General features: G+C 65.3%; 24 protein-coding genes. 11 read left to right on the top strand and 13 right to left on the bottom strand.

Annotated elements, in window-relative coordinates; all coding sequences use genetic code 11:
• The first annotated feature begins 160 nt into the window (after positions 1-160).
• Positions 161-436 carry a GNAT family N-acetyltransferase gene (locus XH81_RS13660; protein WP_271596251.1) on the top strand — a complete coding sequence of 92 codons (276 nt, stop codon included), beginning with the start codon at positions 161-163 and terminating at the stop codon, positions 434-436.
• A 65-nt stretch (positions 437-501) separates the two neighbouring features.
• Here the strand turns inward: XH81_RS13660 and XH81_RS13655 are convergent, their stop codons facing one another.
• A complete protein-coding gene (locus tag XH81_RS13655; RefSeq protein WP_028144490.1) occupies positions 502-903 on the bottom strand; it encodes a DUF3597 domain-containing protein in 402 nt (133 codons plus the stop codon).
• 335 nt (positions 904-1,238) lie between these two features.
• On the opposite strand from XH81_RS13655, the gene XH81_RS13650 reads away from it, so the two are divergent.
• Together XH81_RS13650 and XH81_RS13645 are read left to right on the top strand one after the other, a co-directional pair.
• Positions 1,239-2,147, top strand: coding sequence for a DUF2189 domain-containing protein (locus tag XH81_RS13650; protein WP_028144489.1), 909 nt, complete (start codon positions 1,239-1,241; stop codon positions 2,145-2,147).
• Between the two features lie 128 nt (positions 2,148-2,275).
• Positions 2,276-3,100, top strand: coding sequence for a lytic murein transglycosylase (locus XH81_RS13645; protein ID WP_028144488.1), 825 nt, complete (start codon positions 2,276-2,278; stop codon positions 3,098-3,100).
• 70 nt (positions 3,101-3,170) lie between these two features.
• Here XH81_RS13645 and XH81_RS13640 read toward each other — a convergent pair whose 3' ends face one another.
• Positions 3,171-3,497: a hypothetical protein gene (locus XH81_RS13640; protein ID WP_028144487.1), complete on the bottom strand. Its 327-nt coding sequence runs from the start codon at positions 3,495-3,497 to the stop codon at positions 3,171-3,173.
• A gap of 597 nt (positions 3,498-4,094) precedes the next feature.
• On the opposite strand from XH81_RS13640, the gene XH81_RS13635 reads away from it, so the two are divergent.
• From XH81_RS13635 to XH81_RS13615, 5 genes are all read left to right on the top strand, one after another.
• The gene (locus tag XH81_RS13635) at positions 4,095-4,247 is read left to right on the top strand and encodes a DUF1127 domain-containing protein (protein ID WP_007590701.1); all 153 of its coding nucleotides are present in this window, start codon (positions 4,095-4,097) and stop codon (positions 4,245-4,247) included.
• Between the two features lie 129 nt (positions 4,248-4,376).
• Positions 4,377-5,804 (top strand): methylenetetrahydrofolate--tRNA-(uracil(54)-C(5))-methyltransferase (FADH(2)-oxidizing) TrmFO, encoded by a 1,428-nt coding sequence (gene trmFO / locus XH81_RS13630; RefSeq protein WP_028144486.1) that lies wholly within the window; start codon positions 4,377-4,379, stop codon positions 5,802-5,804.
• A gap of 7 nt (positions 5,805-5,811) precedes the next feature.
• Positions 5,812-6,906: a serine/threonine protein kinase gene (locus XH81_RS13625; RefSeq protein WP_028144485.1), complete on the top strand. Its 1,095-nt coding sequence runs from the start codon at positions 5,812-5,814 to the stop codon at positions 6,904-6,906.
• Positions 6,907-6,999: 93 nt separating this feature from the next.
• The gene (locus XH81_RS13620) at positions 7,000-7,557 is read left to right on the top strand and encodes a CAP domain-containing protein (RefSeq protein WP_028144484.1); all 558 of its coding nucleotides are present in this window, start codon (positions 7,000-7,002) and stop codon (positions 7,555-7,557) included.
• A gap of 91 nt (positions 7,558-7,648) precedes the next feature.
• The gene (locus tag XH81_RS13615; protein WP_028144483.1) at positions 7,649-8,827 is read left to right on the top strand and encodes an aminotransferase class V-fold PLP-dependent enzyme; all 1,179 of its coding nucleotides are present in this window, start codon (positions 7,649-7,651) and stop codon (positions 8,825-8,827) included.
• A gap of 56 nt (positions 8,828-8,883) precedes the next feature.
• Here the strand turns inward: XH81_RS13615 and XH81_RS13610 are convergent, their stop codons facing one another.
• Entirely contained in the window at positions 8,884-9,345 is a 462-nt protein-coding gene (locus XH81_RS13610) for a cupin domain-containing protein (protein ID WP_028144482.1), read from the bottom strand.
• A 126-nt stretch (positions 9,346-9,471) separates the two neighbouring features.
• Between XH81_RS13610 and XH81_RS13605 the strand changes: the two genes are divergently transcribed.
• Complete coding sequence (locus XH81_RS13605; protein WP_028144481.1) at positions 9,472-11,025, top strand: winged helix-turn-helix domain-containing protein; 1,554 nt, start codon at positions 9,472-9,474, stop codon at positions 11,023-11,025.
• A gap of 32 nt (positions 11,026-11,057) precedes the next feature.
• On the opposite strand, the gene XH81_RS13600 is transcribed toward XH81_RS13605, so the two are convergent.
• The 6 genes from XH81_RS13600 to yajC are packed head-to-tail and all read right to left on the bottom strand — an operon-like array spanning position 11,058 to position 16,719.
• Positions 11,058-12,302: a threonine ammonia-lyase gene (locus tag XH81_RS13600; RefSeq protein ID WP_028144480.1), complete on the bottom strand. Its 1,245-nt coding sequence runs from the start codon at positions 12,300-12,302 to the stop codon at positions 11,058-11,060.
• Between the two features lie 45 nt (positions 12,303-12,347).
• The gene (locus XH81_RS13595; protein WP_028144479.1) at positions 12,348-13,211 is read right to left on the bottom strand and encodes a phytoene/squalene synthase family protein; all 864 of its coding nucleotides are present in this window, start codon (positions 13,209-13,211) and stop codon (positions 12,348-12,350) included.
• 7 nt (positions 13,212-13,218) lie between these two features.
• A complete protein-coding gene (locus XH81_RS13590; protein WP_028144478.1) occupies positions 13,219-13,602 on the bottom strand; it encodes an Mth938-like domain-containing protein in 384 nt (127 codons plus the stop codon).
• Positions 13,603-13,662: 60 nt separating this feature from the next.
• Positions 13,663-14,682 (bottom strand): protein translocase subunit SecF, encoded by a 1,020-nt coding sequence (secF, locus tag XH81_RS13585; RefSeq protein WP_028144477.1) that lies wholly within the window; start codon positions 14,680-14,682, stop codon positions 13,663-13,665.
• A gap of 10 nt (positions 14,683-14,692) precedes the next feature.
• The gene (gene secD, locus XH81_RS13580) at positions 14,693-16,297 is read right to left on the bottom strand and encodes a protein translocase subunit SecD (protein ID WP_028144476.1); all 1,605 of its coding nucleotides are present in this window, start codon (positions 16,295-16,297) and stop codon (positions 14,693-14,695) included.
• A gap of 47 nt (positions 16,298-16,344) precedes the next feature.
• Positions 16,345-16,719 (bottom strand): preprotein translocase subunit YajC, encoded by a 375-nt coding sequence (gene yajC, locus XH81_RS13575; protein ID WP_014495068.1) that lies wholly within the window; start codon positions 16,717-16,719, stop codon positions 16,345-16,347.
• Between the two features lie 182 nt (positions 16,720-16,901).
• Between yajC and XH81_RS13570 the strand changes: the two genes are divergently transcribed.
• Positions 16,902-17,882, top strand: a complete 981-nt coding sequence (locus tag XH81_RS13570; RefSeq protein WP_028144475.1) for an ATP-binding protein — start codon at positions 16,902-16,904, stop codon at positions 17,880-17,882.
• Between the two features lie 174 nt (positions 17,883-18,056).
• On the opposite strand, the gene XH81_RS13565 is transcribed toward XH81_RS13570, so the two are convergent.
• Positions 18,057-19,457 carry a LysM peptidoglycan-binding domain-containing M23 family metallopeptidase gene (locus XH81_RS13565; RefSeq protein WP_028144474.1) on the bottom strand — a complete coding sequence of 467 codons (1,401 nt, stop codon included), beginning with the start codon at positions 19,455-19,457 and terminating at the stop codon, positions 18,057-18,059.
• Between the two features lie 109 nt (positions 19,458-19,566).
• Positions 19,567-20,217, bottom strand: a complete 651-nt coding sequence (locus XH81_RS13560) for a protein-L-isoaspartate(D-aspartate) O-methyltransferase (protein WP_028144473.1) — start codon at positions 20,215-20,217, stop codon at positions 19,567-19,569.
• A gap of 228 nt (positions 20,218-20,445) precedes the next feature.
• Here XH81_RS13560 and XH81_RS13555 point away from each other — a divergent pair, with 228 nt between their 5' ends.
• Positions 20,446-20,817, top strand: coding sequence for a response regulator (locus XH81_RS13555; protein WP_008547195.1), 372 nt, complete (start codon positions 20,446-20,448; stop codon positions 20,815-20,817).
• Between the two features lie 103 nt (positions 20,818-20,920).
• Here XH81_RS13555 and surE read toward each other — a convergent pair whose 3' ends face one another.
• Entirely contained in the window at positions 20,921-21,688 is a 768-nt protein-coding gene (gene surE / locus XH81_RS13550) for a 5'/3'-nucleotidase SurE (protein ID WP_018317879.1), read from the bottom strand.
• A 108-nt stretch (positions 21,689-21,796) separates the two neighbouring features.
• On the bottom strand, positions 21,797-22,159 hold the full coding sequence (locus tag XH81_RS13545; protein WP_038949158.1) for a hypothetical protein: 363 nt from the start codon (positions 22,157-22,159) through the stop codon (positions 21,797-21,799).
• Positions 22,160-22,212 lie beyond the last annotated feature (53 nt).

Below are 22,212 nucleotides of genomic sequence, written 5' to 3'. Positions count from 1 at the left end.
CGTGGTGTTCACCAAGGATGGCTTCTCGTACTGCGCTGCAGCTACAGGCACGCGCGTTTGCAGATATCTGCCGTGCGGCAAGCTCCCATGGCCGCGCCTTGCCAAGGACGGGGACGGGCTCCTAGATCAACGCGTCAGACGCACGGCGGAAGGATCTTGCATGGTGGCATCGGTACGGGACAACAAGGACAGGAGCCGCTTCGAACTCGATGTTGGCAACGAGGTCGCCTTCGCCAATTACCGGCTGACCCCGACGGCGGTCATCATCACCCACACCGAGACGCCCCGCGCGCTGCGCGGCCGCGGCATCGCCTCCGAGCTGATCAAGGGCGCGCTGGATCTGATCCGGCGCGACGGCCGCAAGGTGATTGCCGGCTGCGGCTTCGTCGTCGACTATCTCGACAGGCATCCGGAGGACGCGGATCTGTTCGCCTGAAAGCAAAAGGGCCCGCGCGACTGCGGGCCCTTGCGACACGACCGGCGGTCGGTCAGTGCTTGCAGTCAGTGCTTGATCTCCGGCGGCAGCTTGCCGCCATTGGCGGCGAGCTTGGACATCACCTGCTTGTGCAGCCAGACGTTCATGCTGGCAGAGTCATTCATGTCGCCGCTGTAGCCGAGCTCCTTGGCGAGATCCTTGCGCGCAGCGAGGCTGGAATCGATGTCGAGCGCCTTCATCAGGTCGACGATCGAGGTACGCCATTCCAGCTTCTCGCCCTTGTGCGCGGCCACCGCCTTGTCGACGATCGCTGCCACGTCGACCGCGGCCATGGGCGCGCCTGCCGGAGCCGAAGCGTCCGGCGCGGCGCCTGCGGGCGCACTGCCCGGCGCTGCGCCACCGGCGGGCGCGGCGGAAGCAGGCTGGCTGCCGAAGATCGCGCTCATGATTTTCCCGAAAATGCTCATGTCTGCTCCCCGAAAAGGATCCGTTGGAAGGGCCTTGAGTGGCACTTATAGACCAAGTTACTGCGTAGCGCCCGCAAAGTTCCGCGAGCCAGCACGCAGCATCAGCTTATCTGCGGCGAAATGACGACCGAATGACACCGTCGAGTTGCGCTGCGGCATCGAATTTCACCCAAGCGTGAGGGACAGGACTCGCAAATGGGCGTACGCTTCCAGCTCAGCTCGCGATGTCATCCGGAATTCGCGTCTGGTCGGGATCGCGGGACTTCAGAGAATGGCGGCCGCTCGCGCCGTTTGCCGGCGCCGAATTCGGCCGCTCGGCAAGGGAGCTAGCGACCATGGCCACACTCTACCAGGGCAATGTCCCCACGATGGCCCAGCCCACTGATGCGGCTGGACCGGTGATCCGAACCATCCAGCTGTCCGATCTGCACGATGCGCTGAGGCGCGGCTGGGAAGATTTCAAGGCCGTGCCGAGCCACGCCATCATTCTCTGCGTGATCTATCCGGTGCTCGGCCTCGTGCTCGCCCGCGTGGTGATGGGCTATTCGGTGCTGCCACTGTTGTTTCCGCTGGCCGCCGGCTTCGCGCTGATCGGGCCCTTCGCGGCCCTCGGTCTCTACGAGCTCTCCAGCCGGCGCGAACGCTATGAGGAAGCCAGCGCCTGGGATGCGATGGAGGTGCTGCGCTCGCCTTCGTTCGGGGCGATGCTCGGCCTCGGCACATTGCTGCTCGCGCTGTTCGTGACCTGGGTTGCGACCGCGCAGGCGATCTATGTCGCGGCGTTCGGCTATGAGGGCGTCACCGGGCTCTCGGACTTCATGACGCGCGTGCTGACGACGCAGCAGGGCTGGTGGCTGATCGTGGTCGGCTGCGGCGTCGGTTTCCTGTTCGCGCTCGCCGCGCTGTGCATCAGCGCCGTGTCGTTCCCCTTGATGCTGGACCGCCATGCCGGCGCGTTCGAGGCGATGAGCACCTCGCTGCGCGTGGTCGCCAGGAACCCGGTGCCGATGGCGGCCTGGGGCTTGATCGTCGCGGTCCTGCTCGCGCTCGGCACGATCCCGGCGTTCCTCGGCCTTGCCGTGGTGATCCCCCTGCTCGGCCATGCCACCTGGCATCTCTACCGCAAGGTGATCGTCTCGGAGCCCGGTGCACGTCCGGTGCCGCCCCCGCCGCATCGTCCGCGCAAGCCGGCTGCCGACTTCCCGGCCAACCTCTTCCCCTGGCGTAACAGGACGGACGCCTGACGATATCGTGACATGCGATCCTGCCCTGGTTCGGGCAGGATCGCGGCCTGTCGCACGCCTTGCTTTGGCCGCGGTTCCGATCGAGATTGCCGGCCGGCCAGATCGCTTCACGGAATTCATTACCTCGAATGACCTCGACGATTTCTCGTCTCGCTCTCGCAGCCTTCGCTCTCTCCGCGTCAATCCTGTCCGCCCAGCCAGCGTTCGCCGCGGTTGCCTGCGGCTCGGGCAATTTCGATGCCTGGCTTGCGGACTTCAAGACCGACGCTGCGGCCAAGGGCATTTCACAGCAGGCCATTGCATCTGGTCTCGCCGGCGTGACGCTCGATCAGAGCGTGCTCAACCGCGACCGCTCGCAAAAGGTCTTCGCCCAGACCTTCGAGGAATTTTCCGGCCGCATGGTGCCGCCGCGTCTGGAACGCGGCTCCAACAGGATGAAGCAGTACGGCTCGGTGCTGTCGCGCATCGAGCAGACCTATGGCGTTCCCGGCGAGGTCCTGGTCGCGATCTGGGGCCTGGAGACCGATTTCGGCGTCAACACCGGCAAGTTCGGCACGATCCGCTCACTCGCAACACTGGCCTATGATTGCCGGCGCGCGGAGCAGTTTCGCGCCGAGCTGCTGGACGCACTGCGCATCGTCCAGCGCGGCGATCTCGTGCCAGCCGAGATGAAGGGCGCCTGGGCAGGCGAGCTCGGCCAGACCCAGTTCATGCCGTCGTCCTGGATGAAATACGCCGTCGATTTCGACGGCAACGGCAAGCGCGACCTCCTGCACAACGCGCCCGACGTGCTCGCCTCCACCGCCAATTATCTTGCCGGCTATGGCTGGCAAAAGGGCAAGGATTGGCAGCCGGGCAGTCCGAATTTCGCGGTGCTGCAGCAGTGGAACAAGAGCGAGGTCTATTCCAAGACCGTCGCCTATTTCGCCACCCAGCTGGCGCGCGCCCCCTAAACACCCATCAACAAACGCGTAGGGGCCGATCGCCCGGCGACCGGCCCTCTCTTGTGCGTCTACCTACCCATCACTTGCCCATGGTGGCGTGCATCGCCTTGTTCAGATGCGCGCCGCATGCGCCCATTTTGCCGTTGAGCAGCGAATCCTGCGCAGCCGCGATCTCCTTCTGCGCCACAAACTTGCTGTCACCGTCGGCCATGTTCTCGATCGCGGTCTCCGTCTTCTCCAGATTGGCCGAGCTGCAACCGCCCGTGGCGTGCTTGGCGGCCTGGGCCGGCGCGACGGCGAACGCGACGGCGGCGATTGCGATAACCCCGAGTAACTTCGTCATGACGTTACCTTCCTTCTCTTGATCTTGGGACAGACCCGGCGACATTGCCGGCCTCTGCACCACGACTTTCCCCCGGACGCGGCAACTTGCCGCAATAAATTCCCCGCGAGAATTGCGTGATGTTGCGCGCCACGCAGAGCCGCATGCGAAATTTCTGATTTTCATTACATCCTGGTAATCATCGCCACACCCTTGGCGTGTGCGCGCGCGCGATCTAAGCGTGAGGGGTCGTTCCGCCGCCAAATCTGACTGGCCAAGGCTGTCGGGACCCTTCCTGACCCTCCAGCCGATCTCAACAGAAATGAATAAATATTCATAACAACAACGTCCTTCTCATGCGAATCACGCATGCCGGACTTGGGTGTAGACGCTGATCGATCGACTTCCCGGTGACAGGTACGCAACTTATTTCGGCTATGATCGAGATCAATCGATTGCCCTTAAACCCGTGATTACACGGGCGTTTGTGGCTAGATTCGATGCATACGGCCGAAGCCTTGGGCGAGGCTGGCGAGAGGTTAAGCGTCCCTTACCCACGGTATGCGTTACTCGCTTAGCTGCATCGCAACATCGGAACTTTCGCACTGCACCACTCTCACTTATATTCATTTCAACGATGCAGTCCGGGCAAGGGCTGAATCGAACTACAGGAGACTACCAATGCTGCTCTCGCTCATCCGCATGATCCAGGCCTTCCGGGACTATCAGCGCAATGTTGCCGAGCTGTCCCAGCTCAGCGATCGCGAACTGGCCGATATCGGCCTCGATCGCTCGGACATCCCGCGCGTTGCCGCCGGTCAGTATCAGGGCTGATATCGTTTCAGCCCTTCCACCGGAACGGACCGATAGCGCCCGCCTCGTGCGGGCGTTGTCGCATCTAGCGGCAGAAAACTCGATCTCGGCGATTCCACTCCCCGCCGAAAAGCGCTACCTGTCCGCCCCATGACAGGACCTCAATCCAACATCGTGCACGTGATCGGCGCCGGCCTTGCCGGCTCTGAAGCCGCCTGGCAGGTGGCCAAGGCCGGCGTGCCCGTGGTGCTGCACGAGATGCGGCCGACCCGCATGACCGAAGCGCACCGCACCGACGGGCTCGCAGAACTCGTCTGCTCCAATTCGTTCCGCTCGGACGACGCCGCCAACAACGCCGTCGGCCTGCTGCATGCCGAAATGCGCCGGCTCGATTCGCTGGTCATGCGTGCAGCCGACGCCAACCAGGTGCCTGCTGGCGGCGCTCTCGCCGTCGACCGCGACGGCTTCTCCGCGGCCGTCACCAAGGCGCTGAACGACCATCCCCTGATCCAGATCGCCCGTGGCGAGGTCAAGGGCCTGCCGCCGGCCGATTGGAGCAACGTCATCGTTGCAACCGGTCCCCTCACCTCCGCTCCACTGGCCGATGCCATCCGCGAGCTGACCGACGAGAACGCGCTCGCCTTCTTCGACGCGATCGCGCCGATCGTGCATCGTGAATCCATCGACATGTCGGTGGCCTGGTTCCAGTCGCGCTACGACAAGGTCGGCCCCGGCGGTACCGGCGCGGACTACATCAACTGCCCGATGACCAAGGAGCAGTATGACGGCTTCGTCGCTGCGCTCATCGCCGGCGAGAAGACCGAGTTCAAGGAGTGGGAGACCAACACACCCTATTTCGACGGCTGTCTGCCGATCGAAGTGATGGCGGAGCGCGGCCCCGAGACTTTGCGCCACGGCCCGATGAAGCCGGTCGGCCTCACCAACCCGCACGATCCCACGACCAAAGCCTACGCGATCGTACAGCTGCGCCAGGACAACAAGCTCGGCACGCTCTACAACATCGTCGGCTTCCAGACGAAGCTGAAGTATGGCGAGCAGCAGCGCATCTTCCGCACCATTCCCGGGCTGGCGAAGGCCGAGTTCGCCCGCCTCGGCGGCCTGCATCGCAACACCTTCCTGAACTCGCCAAAGCTTCTCGACGGTCAGCTGCGCCTGCGCGCGCAGCCGCGGCTGCGCTTCGCCGGCCAGATGACGGGCTGCGAGGGCTATGTGGAATCGGCCAGCGTCGGCCTGATCGCCGGTCTCTATGCAGCCGCGGACGCGCGCGGCGAGACGCTTGTCAGCCCGCCTGGCACGACCGCGCTCGGATCGCTGCTCGGCCACATCACCGGCGGCCATATCGAGACCATCGAGCCCGGCACACGGTCGTTCCAGCCGATGAACATCAATTTCGGTCTATTCCCACCGCTTGCGACCGCGCCGACGAAGAAACCCGACGGCACGCGCCTGCGCGGTAACGAGAAGACGGTGGCCAAGAAGCAGGCGATGAGCGCACTGGCACTCGCCGATCTCGATCGCTGGATCGCCGATCATTTGCGCATTGCCGCAGCCGCGTGAGTTTGCGATGAGCCTCCCCAAAGACGACGCCGCGACGCTCTCGGCGCGCTGGACCGAGGGCGTGCTGCTCAAGCGCGACGTGTTCTCGACCGTCGAGCGCGGGCGCTTCCGCGGCGAGAGCGGCGAGGTCGATGCCGTGCTGCGCCGGCTCGACGAGGTGCCGTGGTGGTCGTTTCTCCTGGCGCGCCATCTGTTCGCCCGCGAGAAGCACGCTCTGGCGCTCGCCAAAGGCCTCAACGTTGGTCCGGAGCTGCTGTGGGCCGGACGCCGTGCGCTGGTGCGCGGCTTCGTCGACGGCGTCGCCTTGCATCTGGCAAAGCCGCACGGCGACCTCGCCTATTTCCGCTCGGCCAAGGCGGCCCTGCGCCGGCTGCGCCGCGCCGGTATCTGCCACAACGATCTTGCCAAGGAACAGAACTGGCTGGTCGGCCGCGACGGCCTCGCCTATGTCACCGACTTCCAGCTCGCCGCCTGCTTTGCACGGCGCGGCCGGCTCTATCGCATCCTGGCCTATGAAGACCTTCGGCATCTGCTCAAGCACAAGCGCTCCTACGCACCTGAGGCGCTGACGCCGCGCGAGCGAAAGATCCTTGCGAAGAAGTCATTTGCCGCCAGCCTGTGGCTTGTCACCGGCAAGAAGATCTACCGCGCGATCACGCGCGGCCTGTTCAACTTCACCGATCGCGAGGGCGGCGGCCGCAGGCTCGTGAATGACGCGCCGGTGCTGACCGAGCTGATCCGCAAAAACCCGGCCGTGCGCGACACCGCCATCGTGGCTTTCGCGGACCGCCGCTCCGGCGTCGGGCTCTATGCCTTCGTCGAAGCCGACCAGGCCACGCTCGAAGGCCAGTTGCGGAACGAGCTTGCGGCCGCAAAGGGGCCGAAACCGCCGGAGCACATCCAAGTGGTGCACGCGCTGCCGCGCGACGCCGGCGGCAAGCCGCGCACCGAGATCCTGCAACTGGTTGCCATGAACCAGCTCGACCTGATCGAGCCGATGATGAAGAACGACCAGGACCGAGCTTTCCTCAAGGACATCCTGGAACAGCGAAAAAATCTGCGCGACCGCTTCAACTTCGAGGCGGATCTGCCAACTCACTGACGGCCCCCCTCGCCTTGAAGCGTCCACATTGGCGATAGAGAAGCGGTCGGACAAGGCAGGCGCGGCGGGGTCATGGGCGCTCAGGGGACGATGATGCATCATCTGGTGGGCGGCCTGATTGCCGGCCTTCTGCTGCTGGCGGCCGCGCCCGCAATGGCCGAGACCCCGGCCGAGCTGATCTCCAGCTTCCGCCTCAAGCACGGTGAAGTTCGCGTCGTCCGCGATTCCACCCTCGACCGCATCGCCATGGACCAGGCCCGCGCGATGGCGGCGAAAGATGACCTCAGTCACGACGCGCTCGGCCCCTTCAATCGCCGCGTCGCGCCCGCCGGCGCGGGCCGCGCCGCCGAGAACATCGCCTACGGCTACGACAATTTCGAGAAGACCCTGGGACAGTGGATCGACTCGTCCGGGCACCGCAAGAACCTGTTGCTGCACAACGCCTCCCGCGTCGGCATCGCCAGCGCCAGGAATGCCAGCGGCAAGCGCACCTATTGGGCCATGGTGATCGCCGGCGATTATGAGCCGAAGGGCAAGGGCAAGAAGAACAAGGACAAGGAGCCCCTAATTGCCGTGAAGCGGGAAGCTGCGCCCGCAAGCAAGCCCAAATCGAGCAACTGCCACGTCAAGCTGCTCGGCCTCTGCATCTGAGATCCAGCCGACGTCCCTGGCCTGACGTCTTGCTCGGCCCCTTCGGCGCGTCTAATTCATGCATGAGGGATCGCGAGAAGTGGAGGCGTTGGTGATCGACATCGACCAAATTCGGTCTGACACACCGGCCGCCAGTCGGCTCGCGTATCTCCACAATGCGGGGGCGGCGCTCATGCCGACCTCCGTTGTCGCGGCGATGAAGCAGCATATCGATCTGGAAAGCGAGATCGGAGGCTATGCGGCCGCGGATCGCGAGACCGACCGGCTCGAAGCGGTCTACGGCTCGGTGGCGCGTCTGCTGAATGCCGCACCCGACGAGATCGCGCTCGTGGAGAACGCGACGGTCGCCTGGCAGATGGCGTTCTACGCGCTTCCGTTTCGCAAGGGTGACCGCATCCTGACTGCTGAGGCGGAATACGCGGCCAATTATGTCGCGTTCTTACAGGTCTCCAAGAGGACCGGCGCGACGATCGACGTCGTGCCGAGCGATGCCAGCGGCGAGCTCGACGTTGACGCGCTCGAGCGCATGATCGATGAGCGCGTAAAGCTCATCGCGATCACCTGGGTCCCGACCAATGGCGGACTGGTCAATCCGGCGGCAGCGGTCGGCAAGATCGCGCGGGCACGCGGCATTCCCTATCTGCTCGACGCCTGCCAGGCGGTCGGCCAGATGACGGTCGACGTCGAAGCCATCGGCTGTGACATGCTGTCGGCCACGGGTCGCAAATTCCTGCGCGGCCCGCGCGGCACCGGCTTCCTCTACGTTCGCCGCGCACTGCTGCAACGGCTCGAGCCGCCGATGATCGATCACTTCGCCGCGCCCTGGGTCTCGCGCGATGAATATCGGCTTCGCGACGATGCACGCCGCTTCGAGACCTGGGAGAACAATTACGCGGCCCGGCTGGGCCTCGGCGCCGCCGTCGACTACGCCCTGGAGATCGGCATCGCTCCGATCGAACAACGCTGCCGAATGCTTGCCGGCCGTCTTCGCAACGGCCTCGCGGCCCTTCCCGGCATCACCATTCGCGACCTCGGACGCGCGCCGGGTGCCATCGTCAGCTTCACGCTGGACGGGCACGAGGCGGACGCCGTTGTCGCCAGTGCCGCTGCAGCAGGCATCACCATCGGCGCTTCAGATCCGTCGAGCACGCGCATCGATGCCGAACTTCGCGCCTTGCCGCATGTCGTGCGGGCATCGCCGCATTATTACAACACGGAAGCCGAGATCGATCGGCTGATCGCTCATCTGGCGGATCTGGCGGCACGGTAACAAAAGGCCGGCGCGGCCGGGCCTTGAAGTCGGTCCACAGTCGCGCCGTCTGGGCTTCAAGCTCTTGTCGTCAGCGCCGAGAGCTGGTCGGTATCGAAGCGGGCGCGTAGCTCGCTGATGGCCTTCGCATCCGGGCGACCGCTTGCTGTCAGCTTCGCCAGCTCCTCGAAGTAATGCTCGTGTCCCGGCGGGGATACGGTCATGAGCACACGCGCGGGCTTCTCGCTCGCGTTGGTGATGTTGTGGGGAACACCGGGAGGAATGAAGAGGAAGGTTCCTGGGGTTGCCCGGACAATCTCATCCCCGACGAACCATTCACACTCGCCTTCGAGCATGTAGAAGGTCTCCTCCTGAACACGATGAACGTGCCGGCCGGTGGCGAATCCTGCCGGAATTGTCCAGTCGAACATGCTCGTGTGCCTGGTGTCCTCGCCCGTCACCAGGAAGGCCATTGGCTGGCCGCGCAGCGTGACCCCCTCGGTCTCGCCGGACCTGCGGATGACGTGTTTCGCGGTCATGTACACCTCCATCGCTGTTGCAGCGTTCCTCACGGCTCGCGCGATGGTGGTCCCGTCCAGCCGGAAAGTCGCGAAGCCGTTCGGAAAACGTTGCAAAAAACCTGCGAAATGTGGCCTTCTTCGGCGATGGCCACGATCCTTGAATTTGGTCCCTTTCGGCTCGATGGCGATGCGGGGATCCTGTTCCACGGTGCTGAGCCGACCGCTCTCGGCCAGCGCGCAGTGCTGCTGCTGGCGGTCCTCGTCCGGCAGGCTGGTGTGCCGGTTTCGAAGGAGGCCTTGATCGAGGCGGCCTGGCCAGCCCAGGCCGTCGAGGACAGCAACCTGACCGTCCAGATCGCGGCGGTGCGGCGCACGCTGGCGGGCATCTCCGGCGAGGCGCGTTGGATCGAAACGCTGCCGCGCCGTGGCTATCGCTATGTCGGTCCGACCGTGACGAAGCCCGATCCGGATCCCGCACGAGCAACACCGCAAGCGCCGTTGCTGTCACTGCCCGACAGGCCGTCGATCGCAGTGCTACCTTTCACGAACTTGAGCGGCGACGAGGAGCAGGACTATTTTGCCGACGGGATGGTCGACGACATCATCACCGGCCTCTCGCGCATCAACTGGCTGTTCGTGATCGCGCGGAATTCCACGTTCGCGTACAAGGGCCGCGCGGTGGACGTGAAGCAGGTCGGCCGCGAACTTGGCGTACGCTACGTGCTGGAAGGCAGTGTCCGCAAGACCGGCACGCTGGTCCGCATCACCGGTCAGTTGATCGATGCGTCGACTGGCATGCACGTATGGGCCGAGCGATTTGACCGCCGGTCCGAAGACGTCTTCGCCCTCCAGGACGACATCGCATCGTCGACCGTCGGTGCGATCGCACCCAGCCTGCGGCGCGCCGAGATCAACAGGGTCAGGCGCAAGCGGCCGGACAGCCTGGATGCCTATGATCTCGTCCTGCGCGCCCAGCCGGACGTTGATTCCGGCATGCCAGCCCAGGTCACCCAGGCGCTCGTGCTGCTCGAACGTGCGATCGCGCTCGAGCCTGCGTATGCGCTTGCGCACGGCAATGCAGCGATGTGCCATCATTGCCTGTTTCTTCGAGCCGGTTTGCAGGAGGCCAATCGCGAGGCCTCGATCCGCCACGCGCGCTCGGCCATCGCCCATGGCCAGGATGATGCGCTTGCTCTCACGCTCGCAGGCTTTTCGATCGGCATGGACGGGCACGATCGCCCCGCAGCCTTCATCGCGTTCGAGGCCGCGCTCGCCATCAGCCCATCATCGGCGCTGACCTACATCCTCGGCAGCGTCATGCTCGGCTGGGGCGGAGATGCTGACCGCGCTATCGAATGGAGCGAACGAGGCCTGCGGCTCAGCCCGTTCGATCCATGGGCTTTCGCCGCTTTCGACGCCCAGGCTCTCGGGCACTTCCATCACGGCCGATATGAGGATGCGTGCCGCGCCGCTTACCGCTCGGTTCAGGCCAATCCTCGCCACAGCATCACCCATGTGCAATTGGCCGCGGCGCTGGCAAAGCTTGGACGATTGCAGGAGGCGAAGGCGGCGGCCGCGCGGGTGCTGGAGCTGCACCCGACGTTCCGCTATGGCCGTCAATTTCAGGGCGTCAACTGCGCGCCAGCGCTTGCTTCCTCGCTCGGCGACGCCCTCCGCATCGCAGGCCTTCCGGAGTAGCGCTCGGCTCGGCCTGGCGTCTTCAACGTGCCCTAGGTGCAGCGCGCGCTCAGTCCGGACGCACTGAGCTTCGCCATCACCTCGTCGAGATGGGCGCTGTCGCGGGTCTCGATGACGAGTTGCAGGAGTGTGGCCTTGGCCGGCAGGTCGGAGAAGGTCCGCTGGTGCGAAACCTCGATGATGTTGGCGCCGGCCTCGGCCAAAAGGGCCGCGACGGCGGCCAATTGCCCGGGTCTGTCTGGAATGTCGAGTGAGAGCTGGGTCAGCCGCCCCTCGCGCGCCAGCTCGCGCGTGAGGACGGATGCGATCAGCCGCGTGTCGATATTGCCGCCGCTCAGGACGAGACCGACTTTCTGGCCGGCAAAGCGTGACGGATCGGACATCAGCGCGGCAAGGCCGGCGGCGCCGGCGCCCTCGACGACCGTCTTCTCGATCGAGATCAGGGTTGCGACCGCGCGCTCGAGCTCGGCCTCGTTGACGAGCGCAATGTCGTCGACGAGGCGTCGGACGATTTCGGTCGTGATCTTGCCGGGCGATTTCACCGCGATGCCTTCGGCGAGCGTGTCGCCCCGCGCCGGCAGATTGCCGTCATGGATGGCGTTGTACATCGAGGGATAGAGCCAGGCCTCGACGCCCAGAATTCGCAGCGACGGCTTGATCGATTTCGCCGCGATGCCGATGCCGCTGATCAGGCCGCCGCCGCCGATCGGCACGACCAGCGTGTCGAGCTCCGGCACGGCCCTCATCATCTCCAGCCCGACCGTGCCCTGCCCCGCGATCACCAGCGGATCGTCGTAGGGGTGGACGAAGATCATGCTTTTGGCTTCGCCGTGGCTTCGCGCGAACGCGGCCGCCTCCTCCAGCGTCGCGCCTGTGACGACCACTTCAGCGCCGTGATGCCTGGTGTTCTCGACCTTCACCATGGGCGTGCCGACCGGCATGACGATGGTGGCGGGAATGCCGAGCCGCTTGGCGTGATAGGCGACGCCCTGCGCGTGGTTACCGGCCGACATCGCGATCACGCCCCGCGCGCGCTCCTCCGGCGTTAGCGCGGTGAGGCGGTTGAGCGCGCCCCGCTCCTTGAACGAGGAGGTGAACTGGAGGTTCTCGAATTTGAGCCAGATCTCGCAGCCGCAGATGCTGCTCAGCGTGCGGCTGTAGCTGCAGGGCGTCTCGACGACGGCGCCCCTGATCGTCTCGGCTGCGGCAGCAATGTCGCTTGGGGCGACCGGTTGACCGCTGAGATCAAAGGGTGGGATTGGGGACAAGTCAGCCATAGGACAGCATAGGGCATTTGGCCGGCTCAGGCGATAAGCCAGCCGCTATTTGGTAAACTCGCGCGACCGCGAAGCCCGCCACAGCGTCCACAGCGTGCGCAGCCGGGACGATGGCCTCGGCGTGAAGGGATTGCGCCCGGGTTGCGACAGCAGCTTGAGGTCGGCCCGCACCTGTCCAATCGGCAGAAATGCTGCCCGCGCCGCTGCCGGCACCTCCGCCAGCAACGACAGGGCCGTAGCCAGATGCTGCCTCGCTTCGCCCGCGAGTTGCTCCAGCACGGAACGCAAATTCGGCGTCTCCTTGCCGGCGAACACATCTTCCATGTTGCAACCGTGGCTCGTCAGCACCTGCTGCGGCAGGAACAATTGCCGATGCGCGGCGTCGCGCGGCAGGTTTGCAATGACCTGGACGATGCCCTGCGCCAGCCCGGCATGACGGGCGAGATGCTCGGTGGCGTCCGAGGGCGGCGCCAGGATCTGCGCCGCCAGAGCGAACAGCGCCGATGAGGTCGCGGCCAGATAGCCTTCCAGCGCCGCCATGGTCGGCATCGGGTCGTTGTAGAGGTCGAACTGGTGCTCGTCGACGAGCAGCGACAGCGGCTCGACCGGCAGGTCGAAATCGCGGATCGCGCGCAGCAGCTCCGCCGCCACCGGATTGCCCTCGGCGCTGCCATGGACGTGGCCGGAGAGCATGTCGGTCCACCATTGAAAGCGGATTTCGCCGGGCAAGGGCTGGCTCACCTGATCGCGGACGCGGACGATCTCGACATTGAAGGCATAGAGCGCCAGCAGCGCTCGGCGCTCGGCGGCGGGCGCGAACAGCGTCGCGACGTAGCGCGGAAAGTCATGGCTGCGCACGAGATCGGCGCAGAAGGTGACGGAATCGGGCGGCGGCGCGGCGCTGCTCATGTGCTGTTCATGGCACCGCGATCAGCGCAGCGGCAACCCGCCGCCGTTCGCCGATCATGATGTTGTAGGTGCGCACCGCAGGGCCGGTCTGCATCGTATCCAGCACCACCCTCACCGCCTTGAGCGCCTGCCGCAGCGCCGGCGGCGGCAGCCAGACCCCGGTTCCGGTGCCGATCAGGAGCGTGTCGATGCTGTTGGCGGCCGTGAAGACCCGGTCCAGCGAATAGCGGTCGATCTTCTGGGGATCCGTCACGTCCCAGGCCCAGATCGCGTCGGGCAGGCACAGCAGCGAGCCCCGATGCGACATGCCGGCGAAGGCGAAGCCGCCCTTGCCATAGGCCTCGATCGGCGCCGAGCGCGGGAAATGCGGTGCATTGGGATCGCCGGCCATGAGCTTCGTCCGAATGGGCTTACTGCCCTCGCAAACGCCTGCGAGGGCATGCGGTTCGGATCATGCCTTGCTTTTCTTCGCCGGTGGTGCCGTATCGGGCGCATCCTCGCGATGCTCGCCGACGCCGAGATAGATCAGGATCGGCGCCGCGATGAAGATCGAGGTGTAGGTGCCGACCAGCACCACGCCGAACATCATCACCGCGGTGAAGCTGTGGATCGCGTGCCCGCCGAACAGGAGCAGCGCCAGCAGCGCCAGCGTCACCGTGAAGTGGGTGATGATCGAGCGCGACAGCGTCGAGTTGATGGACTCGTTGAGCAGCTGCGGCATTGGCATCTTCTTGTAGCGCCGCAGCATTTCGCGGATTCGGTCGTAGATGACGACGGTGTCGTTGAGCGAATAGCCGAGAATGGTCAGCAGCGCGGCGATACTGGTCAGGTCGAAATCGACCTGGCTGATCGACATGAAGCCGATCGTGAGCACGATGTCGTGCACGTTGGCGATCATGGCCCCTAACGCGAACTGCCATTCGAACCGGAACCAGAGATAGATCAGGATCGAGACGATCGCGAGCATCAGACCGAGCATGCCGAAGGCCAGCAGCTCGCCGGAGACGCGCGGGCCGACCACTTCGACGCGGCGATACTCGACGGAATCGCCGAGCGCGGAACGAACCTTCTGCACCGCCTCCTGCTGCGCGGCATCGCCGCCCGGCTGCTCTGCGACGCGGATCAGGACGTTCGCGGCATCGCCGAACTGCTGCAACTGCACTTCGCCGAGACGCAATCCATCCAGCGTCGTGCGCATCGCGGCGATGTCGGCGGCGCCCGACTTCGCCCTGACCTCCAGCAGCGTGCCGCCGCGGAAGTCGATGCCGAAATTCAGGCCATGGGTGAAGAACAACGTGATCGCGACGATCGACAGCGCCGCCGAGATCGGGAAGCTGATGCGGCGGAAGCGCGTGAAATCGAAATGCGTTTCGTCAGGGACGATACGCAGCGACGGCAGCAGGCCGAGCGCGGCAACCACGGTGAGGACGGCAATGAGGACGCCGAGCCCGATGAGAACGGTGTGAGTCACGATCAGGCTCCTAGATCGGCACGCTCTGCGGCCGCTTCCACCGCACCCACCAGGCGACGATCAGCCGCGTCAGCGTGAAGGCGGTGAACACCGTGGTGATGATGCCGATGCCGAGCGTCACGGCAAAGCCGCGCACCGGGCCGGTGCCGATGTAGAACAGCACCGCGGCGGCAATGAAGGTTGTGATGTTGGAATCGAGGATAGTCGCGAGCGCCCGCTTGAAGCCGGCGTCGATCGCCGAGATCGCGTTGCGACCGCCGCGCAGCTCTTCGCGGATACGCTCATAGATCAGCACGTTGGAGTCCACGGCGATGCCGACGGTGAGCACGATGCCGGCGATGCCGGGCAGCGTCAGCGTGGCGTTGAGCAGCGACAGCAGGCCGAAGATCATGGCGACGTTGATGGCCACCGCGATGTTCGCGAACACCCCGAACAGCCGGTAGGTCAGCAGCATGAAGATGATGACGAGGATGGAGCCGACATAGGCCGCGAGTTCGCCCTTCTCGATCGAGTCCTGGCCGAGGCCCGGACCGACGGTGCGCTCCTCGACCACCGTCAGCGGCGCCGGCAATGCGCCGGCGCGCAGCAGGATCGCCAGATCGTTGGCCGATTGCACGGTGAAGCTGCCGGAGATCTGGCCCTGGCCGCCGGTGATGGGCTCGCGGATGACGGGCGCCGAGATCACCTTGTTATCCAGAACGATCGCGAACGGCAGGCCCACGTTCTCCTGTGTGGCCTGCGAGAACTTGCGCGCACCCGAGGTGTTGAACTTGAAGCTGACGACCGGCTCGCCCGTGCGCTGGTCGAAGCTCGCCTGGGCGTCGGTCAGATCGCCACCGGCGACCAGCACCTGCTTCTTGACCACATAGGGCGTGGGCGGCGGCGATGCGCTCATCAGGAGTTCGGATTCCGGCGGCAACCTGCCCGCTTGCGCCTGATCCGGCGGCACGGAGGTGTCGACCATGCGGAATTCCATCTTCGCAGTCTTGCCCAGCAGTTCCTTCAGGCGGGTCGGGTCCTGAAGTCCGGGGACCTGCACCAGGATGCGGTCATTGCCCTGGCGCTGGATCACGGGCTCGACGGTGCCGAGCTCGTTGACGCGGCGTTCGACGATCTGGATCGACTGCTCGATGGTCTTGCGCAGGCGATCGAGCATCGCGGCCTGCGGGACGCTCAGGCGGATCACTCCGCCGCCGGCATCGGTCACCTCGAGGTCGCGCTGACCGCTGGATCCCATCAGGCCGCCCAGCGGCTGAGACAGCTCGCGCAGCTTGGCGAGCGCCGCCTGAGCGTCGGATTCCTTGGTGATGCGAACCTCGACCGCGTCGTTGCGCACGGTGACGCCGCCGGTGAAGCCGATCTTGGCATCGCGCAGCGTGCGGCGAACGTCGTCACGGACCTGGTCGAGCCGTTCCTTCTTCACGTAGTTGGAATCGACCTCGAGCAGCAGGTAGGAGCCACCCTGGAGGTCAAGGCCGAGCACGAGCCGGCGCTGCGCCCAGGCGGGCCAGGTCTTGACCTGGGCCTCGGGGAAGAAGTTCGGGACCGCGCAGAGGCACACGATCAGCGCCGTCAGGATGATCCCGAGCGCCTTCCACCGCGTGAAATACAACATCGACTGGACCTGTCAGATCAGGAGACTTGAGATGCCCGCGGACGCGCTCACTTCGAGGCGGCGTCGTCCTTGGCGGCTTCCTTGCTATCCTTGGATTCCTTCGCCGGCTCGCCCTTGGCGCGCACGCCCGAGATCATCTGGCGCATCTGCCGCACGCGGACGCCGTCGGAAATCTCGAACTCGATCTGGTCGTCGTCGACGACCTTGGTGACCTTGCCGACGAGGCCGCCCGAGGTCACGACGGTGTCGCCGCGGCGGATATTCTTCACGAGGTCGGCATGATCACGGACCTTCTTCTGCTGCGGACGCAGAATCAGGAAGTACATGATCACGAAGATCAGGGCGAACGGCAGCAGCGACATCAACATGCTGTTGGTGTCGCCGGCGCCCGCGGCCTGGGCATACGCAGGGGTAATCAGCATTCGGACGATCCTCGTGAGAACGGGGGAAAGCCGGTCAGGCCCTCAAAGGCGACCGGTTCGGTCAAATTCGCGCGGACTATAGCGGCCATTGCCCCAATTGCAACGCTGCCAGACTGCCCTTTTGACCCACCTTGCGGCGCGCCGTCAGGCCCGATAAGGCTGCGTTCTCAGGAACTTCGGACATGCCCAAAAACCTTAGCAAAAGCCCGGCCGGCAAAGGCCCCCGCACCCCTGCCCGCAAGCCCGCCCCCATCGCGGCAAAACGCCCCAAGGGGGCCGTCAAGGCAGCCCCAGACCTCTCCCAGGAGCGCATCGTCCGCGCGCTGGAGACAATTGCGGCGCACCTGTCCGCCCAGGGCAAGCCGGCCCTCGAACGCGAGTCGTTCAAGCAGACGGATGCCTATGTCTGGCACCCCGACGGCCGCCTCGCAGCCGTGCCGCGGGTCAGCCGCGTCGAGCTGTTCCTGCTCAAGGGCGTCGACCGGATGCGCGACATCCTGATGGAGAACACCGAGCGCTTCGCCAATGGCCTGCCCGCCAACAATGCCCTGCTCTGGGGCGCGCGCGGCATGGGCAAGTCGTCGCTGGTGAAGGCGGCGCACGCCAGCATCAACGCGGAGCGCAAGCCGGCGGACAGGGTGAAGCTGATCGAGATCCACCGCGAGGACATCGAAACGCTGCCGACGCTGATGGAGAAGCTCCGGGACGCCAGCTTCCACTTCATCGTGTTCATCGACGACCTCTCCTTCGACGGCAATGACGCGTCCTACAAATCGCTGAAGGCCGTGCTCGAAGGCGGCATCGAGGGCCGGCCCGAGAATGTCATCCTCTACGCCACCTCCAACCGCCGCCATCTGCTGGCGCGCGACATGATCGAGAACGAGCGCTCGACCGCGATCAATCCCGGCGAAGCCGTCGAAGAGAAGGTTTCACTGTCTGATCGCTTCGGCCTCTGGCTCGGCTTCCACCGCTGCAGCCAGGACGAATACCTCGCCATGGTGCGCGGCTATTGCAGCCATTTCGGCGTCAAGGTCGACGACGAGGCACTGGAGCGCGAAGCGCTGGAATGGTCGACCACGCGCGGCTCCCGCTCGGGCCGCGTCGCCTGGCAGTTCGTGCAGGAGCTTGCGGGTCGGCTCGGCGTGAAGCTGACGGCGAAGTAAGGCTAGCTATAGCCCCGCCCACAACTGTCATTCCCCGCCTTGTGCGCAATTGCGCACTGGAGCGGGGAATCCAGTACGCAGTGGCTTTTCGGCTCAACAATGACTGTCTCTGGAATACTGGGTCGCCCGGCCAGGCCGGGCGACGACAGCTTCAATGCGGAGGCAATTTAGGCCTTACGCCCCGTTCAGGAATTGAAGCGGGTCAACCGGGCTCGATCCCTTGCGGATCTCGAAGTGGAGCTGCGGCGACGCCACCTCCCCGGATTGACCCGACTTGGCAATGACCTGACCGCGCTTGATGGTATCGCCGCGCTTCACCATCAGCTCACTCGCATGGGCATATGCGGTGACGTAGCCGTTGGAGTGCCGAACCAGGACCAGATTGCCGTAACCTTTCAGCTCATTGCCGGAATAGGCGACGACGCCGTCTTCGGCCGCCTTGACCGGCGTCCCCTCGGGCACCGCGAGATTTATGCCGTCATTGGACTTGCCGTTGGTCTTGGCGCCGTAGGTGGTGACCACCTTGCCGCGCACCGGCCAGCGGAAGGTCGGCAGCGCGCTGGTGGTCTCCGCGGCTTTCGCCGGAGCCTCGGCGGGCTTCTCTTCGACATTGGTCGTGGCCTGAGCCAGCCGAGCACTCTGCACCGGTGCGGCGACAGCCGCCATCTTGGTGGCGGGCGCAGGAGCGGCAGCAACCGGCTGGAGCGTCCCGACAACCGGAGCAGCCCCCACGGGAGCCGCCGCAACCGGCGCCGCGAGGACAGCGGTCTTGGCACCGGGCACGGTCAACCTGGTGCCGAGCTTGAGCTTGGCCGACGGATCGAGGCCGTTGGCACGGGCGAGCTCAGCCGACGATATATGGTTCTTGCGGGCAATGCTGGCGAGCGTGTCGCCGTGATTGACGAAGTGGGTGCTCGGCGGCGCAGCCAACGCCGCAACCGGCTTGGCTGCAGGCGCCATCGCGGGAGCCGCCGCGACGGGAGCCAACGCGGGCGCGGGTGCAGCGGCGGTGGCCGGATGCGGGATGATCAGCTGCTGGCCGGGCGAGAGCGAGCGCGGCCCCTTGTAGCCGTTGGCCGCGAGGATCGCCTGCGGCGTGACACGATAACGCTTGGCGAGCACGTCGAGCGTATCGCTGGTGCCGACGATGATCTTGGTCCCTCCGGCCGGTTGAGCCGCGGCAACGGAACGCGGCGGCACGGTGGCCGTGGTTTCCAGATGCGGCTGCGCCGGGGGCGCGTAGGAGCTGACGCCGCGCCCGCCTCCGGACACGCCACCACCACCCGTGACGGGATAGGATTGCGGTGCGGCCACCGCCGGCGGCGGCAAGGGCTGCGACTGATAATAGCCCGGCTGCGTCTGCGGCCGCGAATATTGCGGCAGCTCGCGCTGCTGCGGCGGCGGGGCCTGCTGCACCGAACCGGTCTGGTCAGAGGAGAAGGGGTTGGAGAAGTTCGACTGGGACAGCCGCGACGACATGTCGGCGCTGCACCCTGCGAAGCTGAAGGAGATCAGCGCCAGCACCGCGACCTGCGGTACGCGGCGCGAGTAAAGCAACTCGGCGACGACGGACATGGTTACTCACTCGTACGCAACAGAACTGGTGTTTTAAGTAAACACGCGCCGAGTAAATAACGGCTTAACCCTCCCAATAAGATGTTGGCCGCGCAGCCGATCCGGAAATCTACAGCTCCCGCGCCACCCCGGGCAGTGCCGGCACGAAGCGGACCTCGACGAGTTCCTTGCGCTCGATCCCGGCTTCGGTGCGGGTCAGGCGGACCAGCGTCTGCACGCCCTGATGCGGGCCGACCGGCGCGATCAGGATTCCGCCGACCTCGAGCCGCTCGACCAAATTGTCCGGAAGCCGCTCCACTGCGGCGGTGACGATGATGCGGTCGAACGGGCCGATATTGGGCGCCAGATTGAGCCCGTCGCCGAGCATCACCTCGACATTGTGACAGTCGAGCTTTTCGAGCCGAGCGCGCGCCGTATCGGCAAGCTTGCGATAGCGTTCGACGGTCAGGACCTGGCCGGCGAGCCGCGACAGCACGGCGGCCTGATAGCCGGAACCTGCCCCGATCTCGAGCACGCGGTGCCGCTTCTGAAGCTGGAGCTGCTCGGTCATGTAGGCCACGACGAAGGGCTGGCTGATGGTCTGCCCGCAGGCGATCGGCAGCGCGCTGTCACGATAAGCGCCCTCGCGATCGGCCTCGTCGACGAAAAGCTCGCGGGGCACCTCCTCCATGGTTCGCAGCACCGCCTGATCGCTGATGCCCCGACGCCTCAGCGAGAGCTGAAACATCATCTTTTCCGGCGGATGCTGATCGGGGGTCATTGCCTGCTTGTGCTGTCGTGCCGGGTCCGGTGGACGTTAAGCCCGGGCGCAGGAATCGTGTTCCTGCTCAGGAACCCATGATAACCTTCGCCTGGAGCATTTGACCACAAATTGGCTTGCCATGGGCGAGCCGCGATGACCATTTTCAGGTATCCGTTCGTCGAAACGCGCATTGCGTCAATTCGTGTTATCTGCGAACGTTTTTGGCAATGGGCAAGGGACTCAACTATGACCGCGACAGGGCTTTCCGGCCGCTCTGTATTCCTCGTCGAGGACGAGGTGATGATCAGGATGATGGTCGCGGACATGCTCGAGGAGCTTGGCTACAAGGTCGCAGCTGAGGCGGGCGACATCACCGAGGCCATGCGGCTCGCCCAGGCGACCGAGTTCGACATCGCCATTCTCGACGTCAACGTCAACGGCAAGGTGATCTCGCCGGTCGCCGATGTGATCAAGGCGAAAGGCTGCCCGTTCATCTTCGCCACCGGCTACGGCTCCTCCGGCCTGCCCGAGCAGTACCGCGACCGGCCGGCGCTCCAGAAGCCGTTCCAGCTCGACGCGCTCGGCAAGACCATCGAAGCCGCGCTTCGCGGTGGCTAAAGCATGATCCGGAAAAGTGCGCAGCGGTTTTCCGAAAAGATCATGCTTAAACGACAACCTAAAGCGCGATGACGATTCATCCTGATCGCATCGCGCTTTAGCGTTACTTCAGCGTCGCGCTGAGCTCTTCCGAAAACGCTTCGTTGGTGCGGTCGAGCCTGAGCGGGGTGACCGAGACATAGCGCTCGCGAAGCGCCGCCAGATCAGTGCCGTCGGCCGGCGTATCCATCATCGCGGCGCGCTCGAATCCGATCCAGAAATAGGGATTGCCGCGGCCGTCCTGGCGCTCGTCGATCCTGAGGAAACCGAGATTGCGCTTGCCCTGGCGCGTGACGCGAATGCCCAGCACATCCTCCGGCGCGCAGGACGGGAAATTGACGTTGATGACCGTGTCCTTCGGAATGCCCGCGGCAATCACCTTGCGCAAGATGTCGGGCCCGAATTTACGCGCGGTGTCCCATGGCGGGCGCTCGCGGGTCTCGACGCTGAACTCCTGCGACAGCGCGAATGACGGCAACCCCAAGATGGTGCCTTCCAGCGCGCCGGCGATGGTGCCGGAATAGACCACGTCCTCGGCGACGTTGCGGCCCTTGTTGACCCCGGACAGCACGACGTCAGGCAGCTTGGCACCGAGGATATGGCGCGCGCCCATGATGACGCAGTCGGTCGGCGTGCCGCGCACGGCAAAGTGCCGCGGCCCGACTTCGCGCAAGCGCAAGGGATCGTTCAGCGACAGCGAGTGCGACACGCCGGACTGGTCGAGCTCGGGCGCCACCACCCAGACGTCGTCGGACAGCGCGCGCGCGATTTCCTCGACCACCTTGAGGCCGGGGGCGTGGATGCCGTCGTCATTGGTGCAGAGAATGCGCATGCGGAGGTTCGATTCCAAAAAAGCGGGGTCCAAGCCGTCTTATCCGGCTCCGGCCGATCAGGCAAACCGACCGCTTGGGGTTCGGCGGCAGGTTCCGGCTTAATCCTGTTACCGGCGGATTCGCCATTGCGGAAGGAAGCGCGCCAGCCGCCCCTCCGCACGCAGACTCATCGCGGGTACCGCCGGACTGACGACGGCAGCCTCGATCACGCCGAGCGCCTCCAATTGCACAACGAACGCATCCGGCTCCGGCTCTCGCGGAAAGCGTTCGCGCGCCACCGTCAGCGCGTTGTCGAAGTCGGCAGCGTTCACACCGGGCTTGGCCCGCCGGCTCTGCACGAGATCGTCGTCCCAGAGCCGGGCGATCTCGATGTCCAGCACGCCGCGCAGGCGCTGATCGACGGCCTGGATCCCGGCCCCCGTCACCGCCCATTGTCGGCCGACCCAGAAGATGTCGCGGTGCAAGGCCATGAACGGAGGGTTCGCGTTGCGGGTGGCCGGCAGGATAGCCGGCCGCCCGATCT

Origin of the sequence: Bradyrhizobium sp. CCBAU 25360, assembly GCF_028128695.1 — a bacterium.
GTDB lineage: Bacteria > Pseudomonadota > Alphaproteobacteria > Rhizobiales > Xanthobacteraceae > Bradyrhizobium > Bradyrhizobium ottawaense.
This window is presented reverse-complemented; position numbering and strand designations above follow the sequence as displayed.

Coding starts and splice junctions, on each gene's coding strand:
- XH81_RS13610 (WP_028144482.1), bottom strand. CDS start 9,345: ATGACCGCGAAACACGTCATCCGCAGGTCCGGCGAGACCGAGGGGGTC.
- XH81_RS13645 (WP_028144488.1), top strand. CDS start 2,276: ATGACCTCGACGATTTCTCGTCTCGCTCTCGCAGCCTTCGCTCTCTCC.
- XH81_RS13560 (WP_028144473.1), bottom strand. CDS start 20,217: ATGACCCCCGATCAGCATCCGCCGGAAAAGATGATGTTTCAGCTCTCG.
- XH81_RS13595 (WP_028144479.1), bottom strand. CDS start 13,211: ATGAGCAGCGCCGCGCCGCCGCCCGATTCCGTCACCTTCTGCGCCGAT.
- XH81_RS13570 (WP_028144475.1), top strand. CDS start 16,902: ATGCCCAAAAACCTTAGCAAAAGCCCGGCCGGCAAAGGCCCCCGCACC.
- XH81_RS13625 (WP_028144485.1), top strand. CDS start 5,812: ATGAGCCTCCCCAAAGACGACGCCGCGACGCTCTCGGCGCGCTGGACC.
- trmFO (WP_028144486.1), top strand. CDS start 4,377: ATGACAGGACCTCAATCCAACATCGTGCACGTGATCGGCGCCGGCCTT.
- XH81_RS13545 (WP_038949158.1), bottom strand. CDS start 22,159: ATGGCCTTGCACCGCGACATCTTCTGGGTCGGCCGACAATGGGCGGTG.
- yajC (WP_014495068.1), bottom strand. CDS start 16,719: ATGCTGATTACCCCTGCGTATGCCCAGGCCGCGGGCGCCGGCGACACC.
- XH81_RS13555 (WP_008547195.1), top strand. CDS start 20,446: ATGACCGCGACAGGGCTTTCCGGCCGCTCTGTATTCCTCGTCGAGGAC.
- XH81_RS13590 (WP_028144478.1), bottom strand. CDS start 13,602: ATGGCCGGCGATCCCAATGCACCGCATTTCCCGCGCTCGGCGCCGATC.
- XH81_RS13635 (WP_007590701.1), top strand. CDS start 4,095: ATGCTGCTCTCGCTCATCCGCATGATCCAGGCCTTCCGGGACTATCAG.
- XH81_RS13660 (WP_271596251.1), top strand. CDS start 161: ATGGTGGCATCGGTACGGGACAACAAGGACAGGAGCCGCTTCGAACTC.
- XH81_RS13620 (WP_028144484.1), top strand. CDS start 7,000: ATGCATCATCTGGTGGGCGGCCTGATTGCCGGCCTTCTGCTGCTGGCG.
- secD (WP_028144476.1), bottom strand. CDS start 16,297: ATGTTGTATTTCACGCGGTGGAAGGCGCTCGGGATCATCCTGACGGCG.
- XH81_RS13565 (WP_028144474.1), bottom strand. CDS start 19,457: ATGTCCGTCGTCGCCGAGTTGCTTTACTCGCGCCGCGTACCGCAGGTC.
- XH81_RS13600 (WP_028144480.1), bottom strand. CDS start 12,302: ATGGCTGACTTGTCCCCAATCCCACCCTTTGATCTCAGCGGTCAACCG.
- surE (WP_018317879.1), bottom strand. CDS start 21,688: ATGCGCATTCTCTGCACCAATGACGACGGCATCCACGCCCCCGGCCTC.
- XH81_RS13655 (WP_028144490.1), bottom strand. CDS start 903: ATGAGCATTTTCGGGAAAATCATGAGCGCGATCTTCGGCAGCCAGCCT.
- XH81_RS13605 (WP_028144481.1), top strand. CDS start 9,472: ATGGCCACGATCCTTGAATTTGGTCCCTTTCGGCTCGATGGCGATGCG.
- XH81_RS13650 (WP_028144489.1), top strand. CDS start 1,239: ATGGCCACACTCTACCAGGGCAATGTCCCCACGATGGCCCAGCCCACT.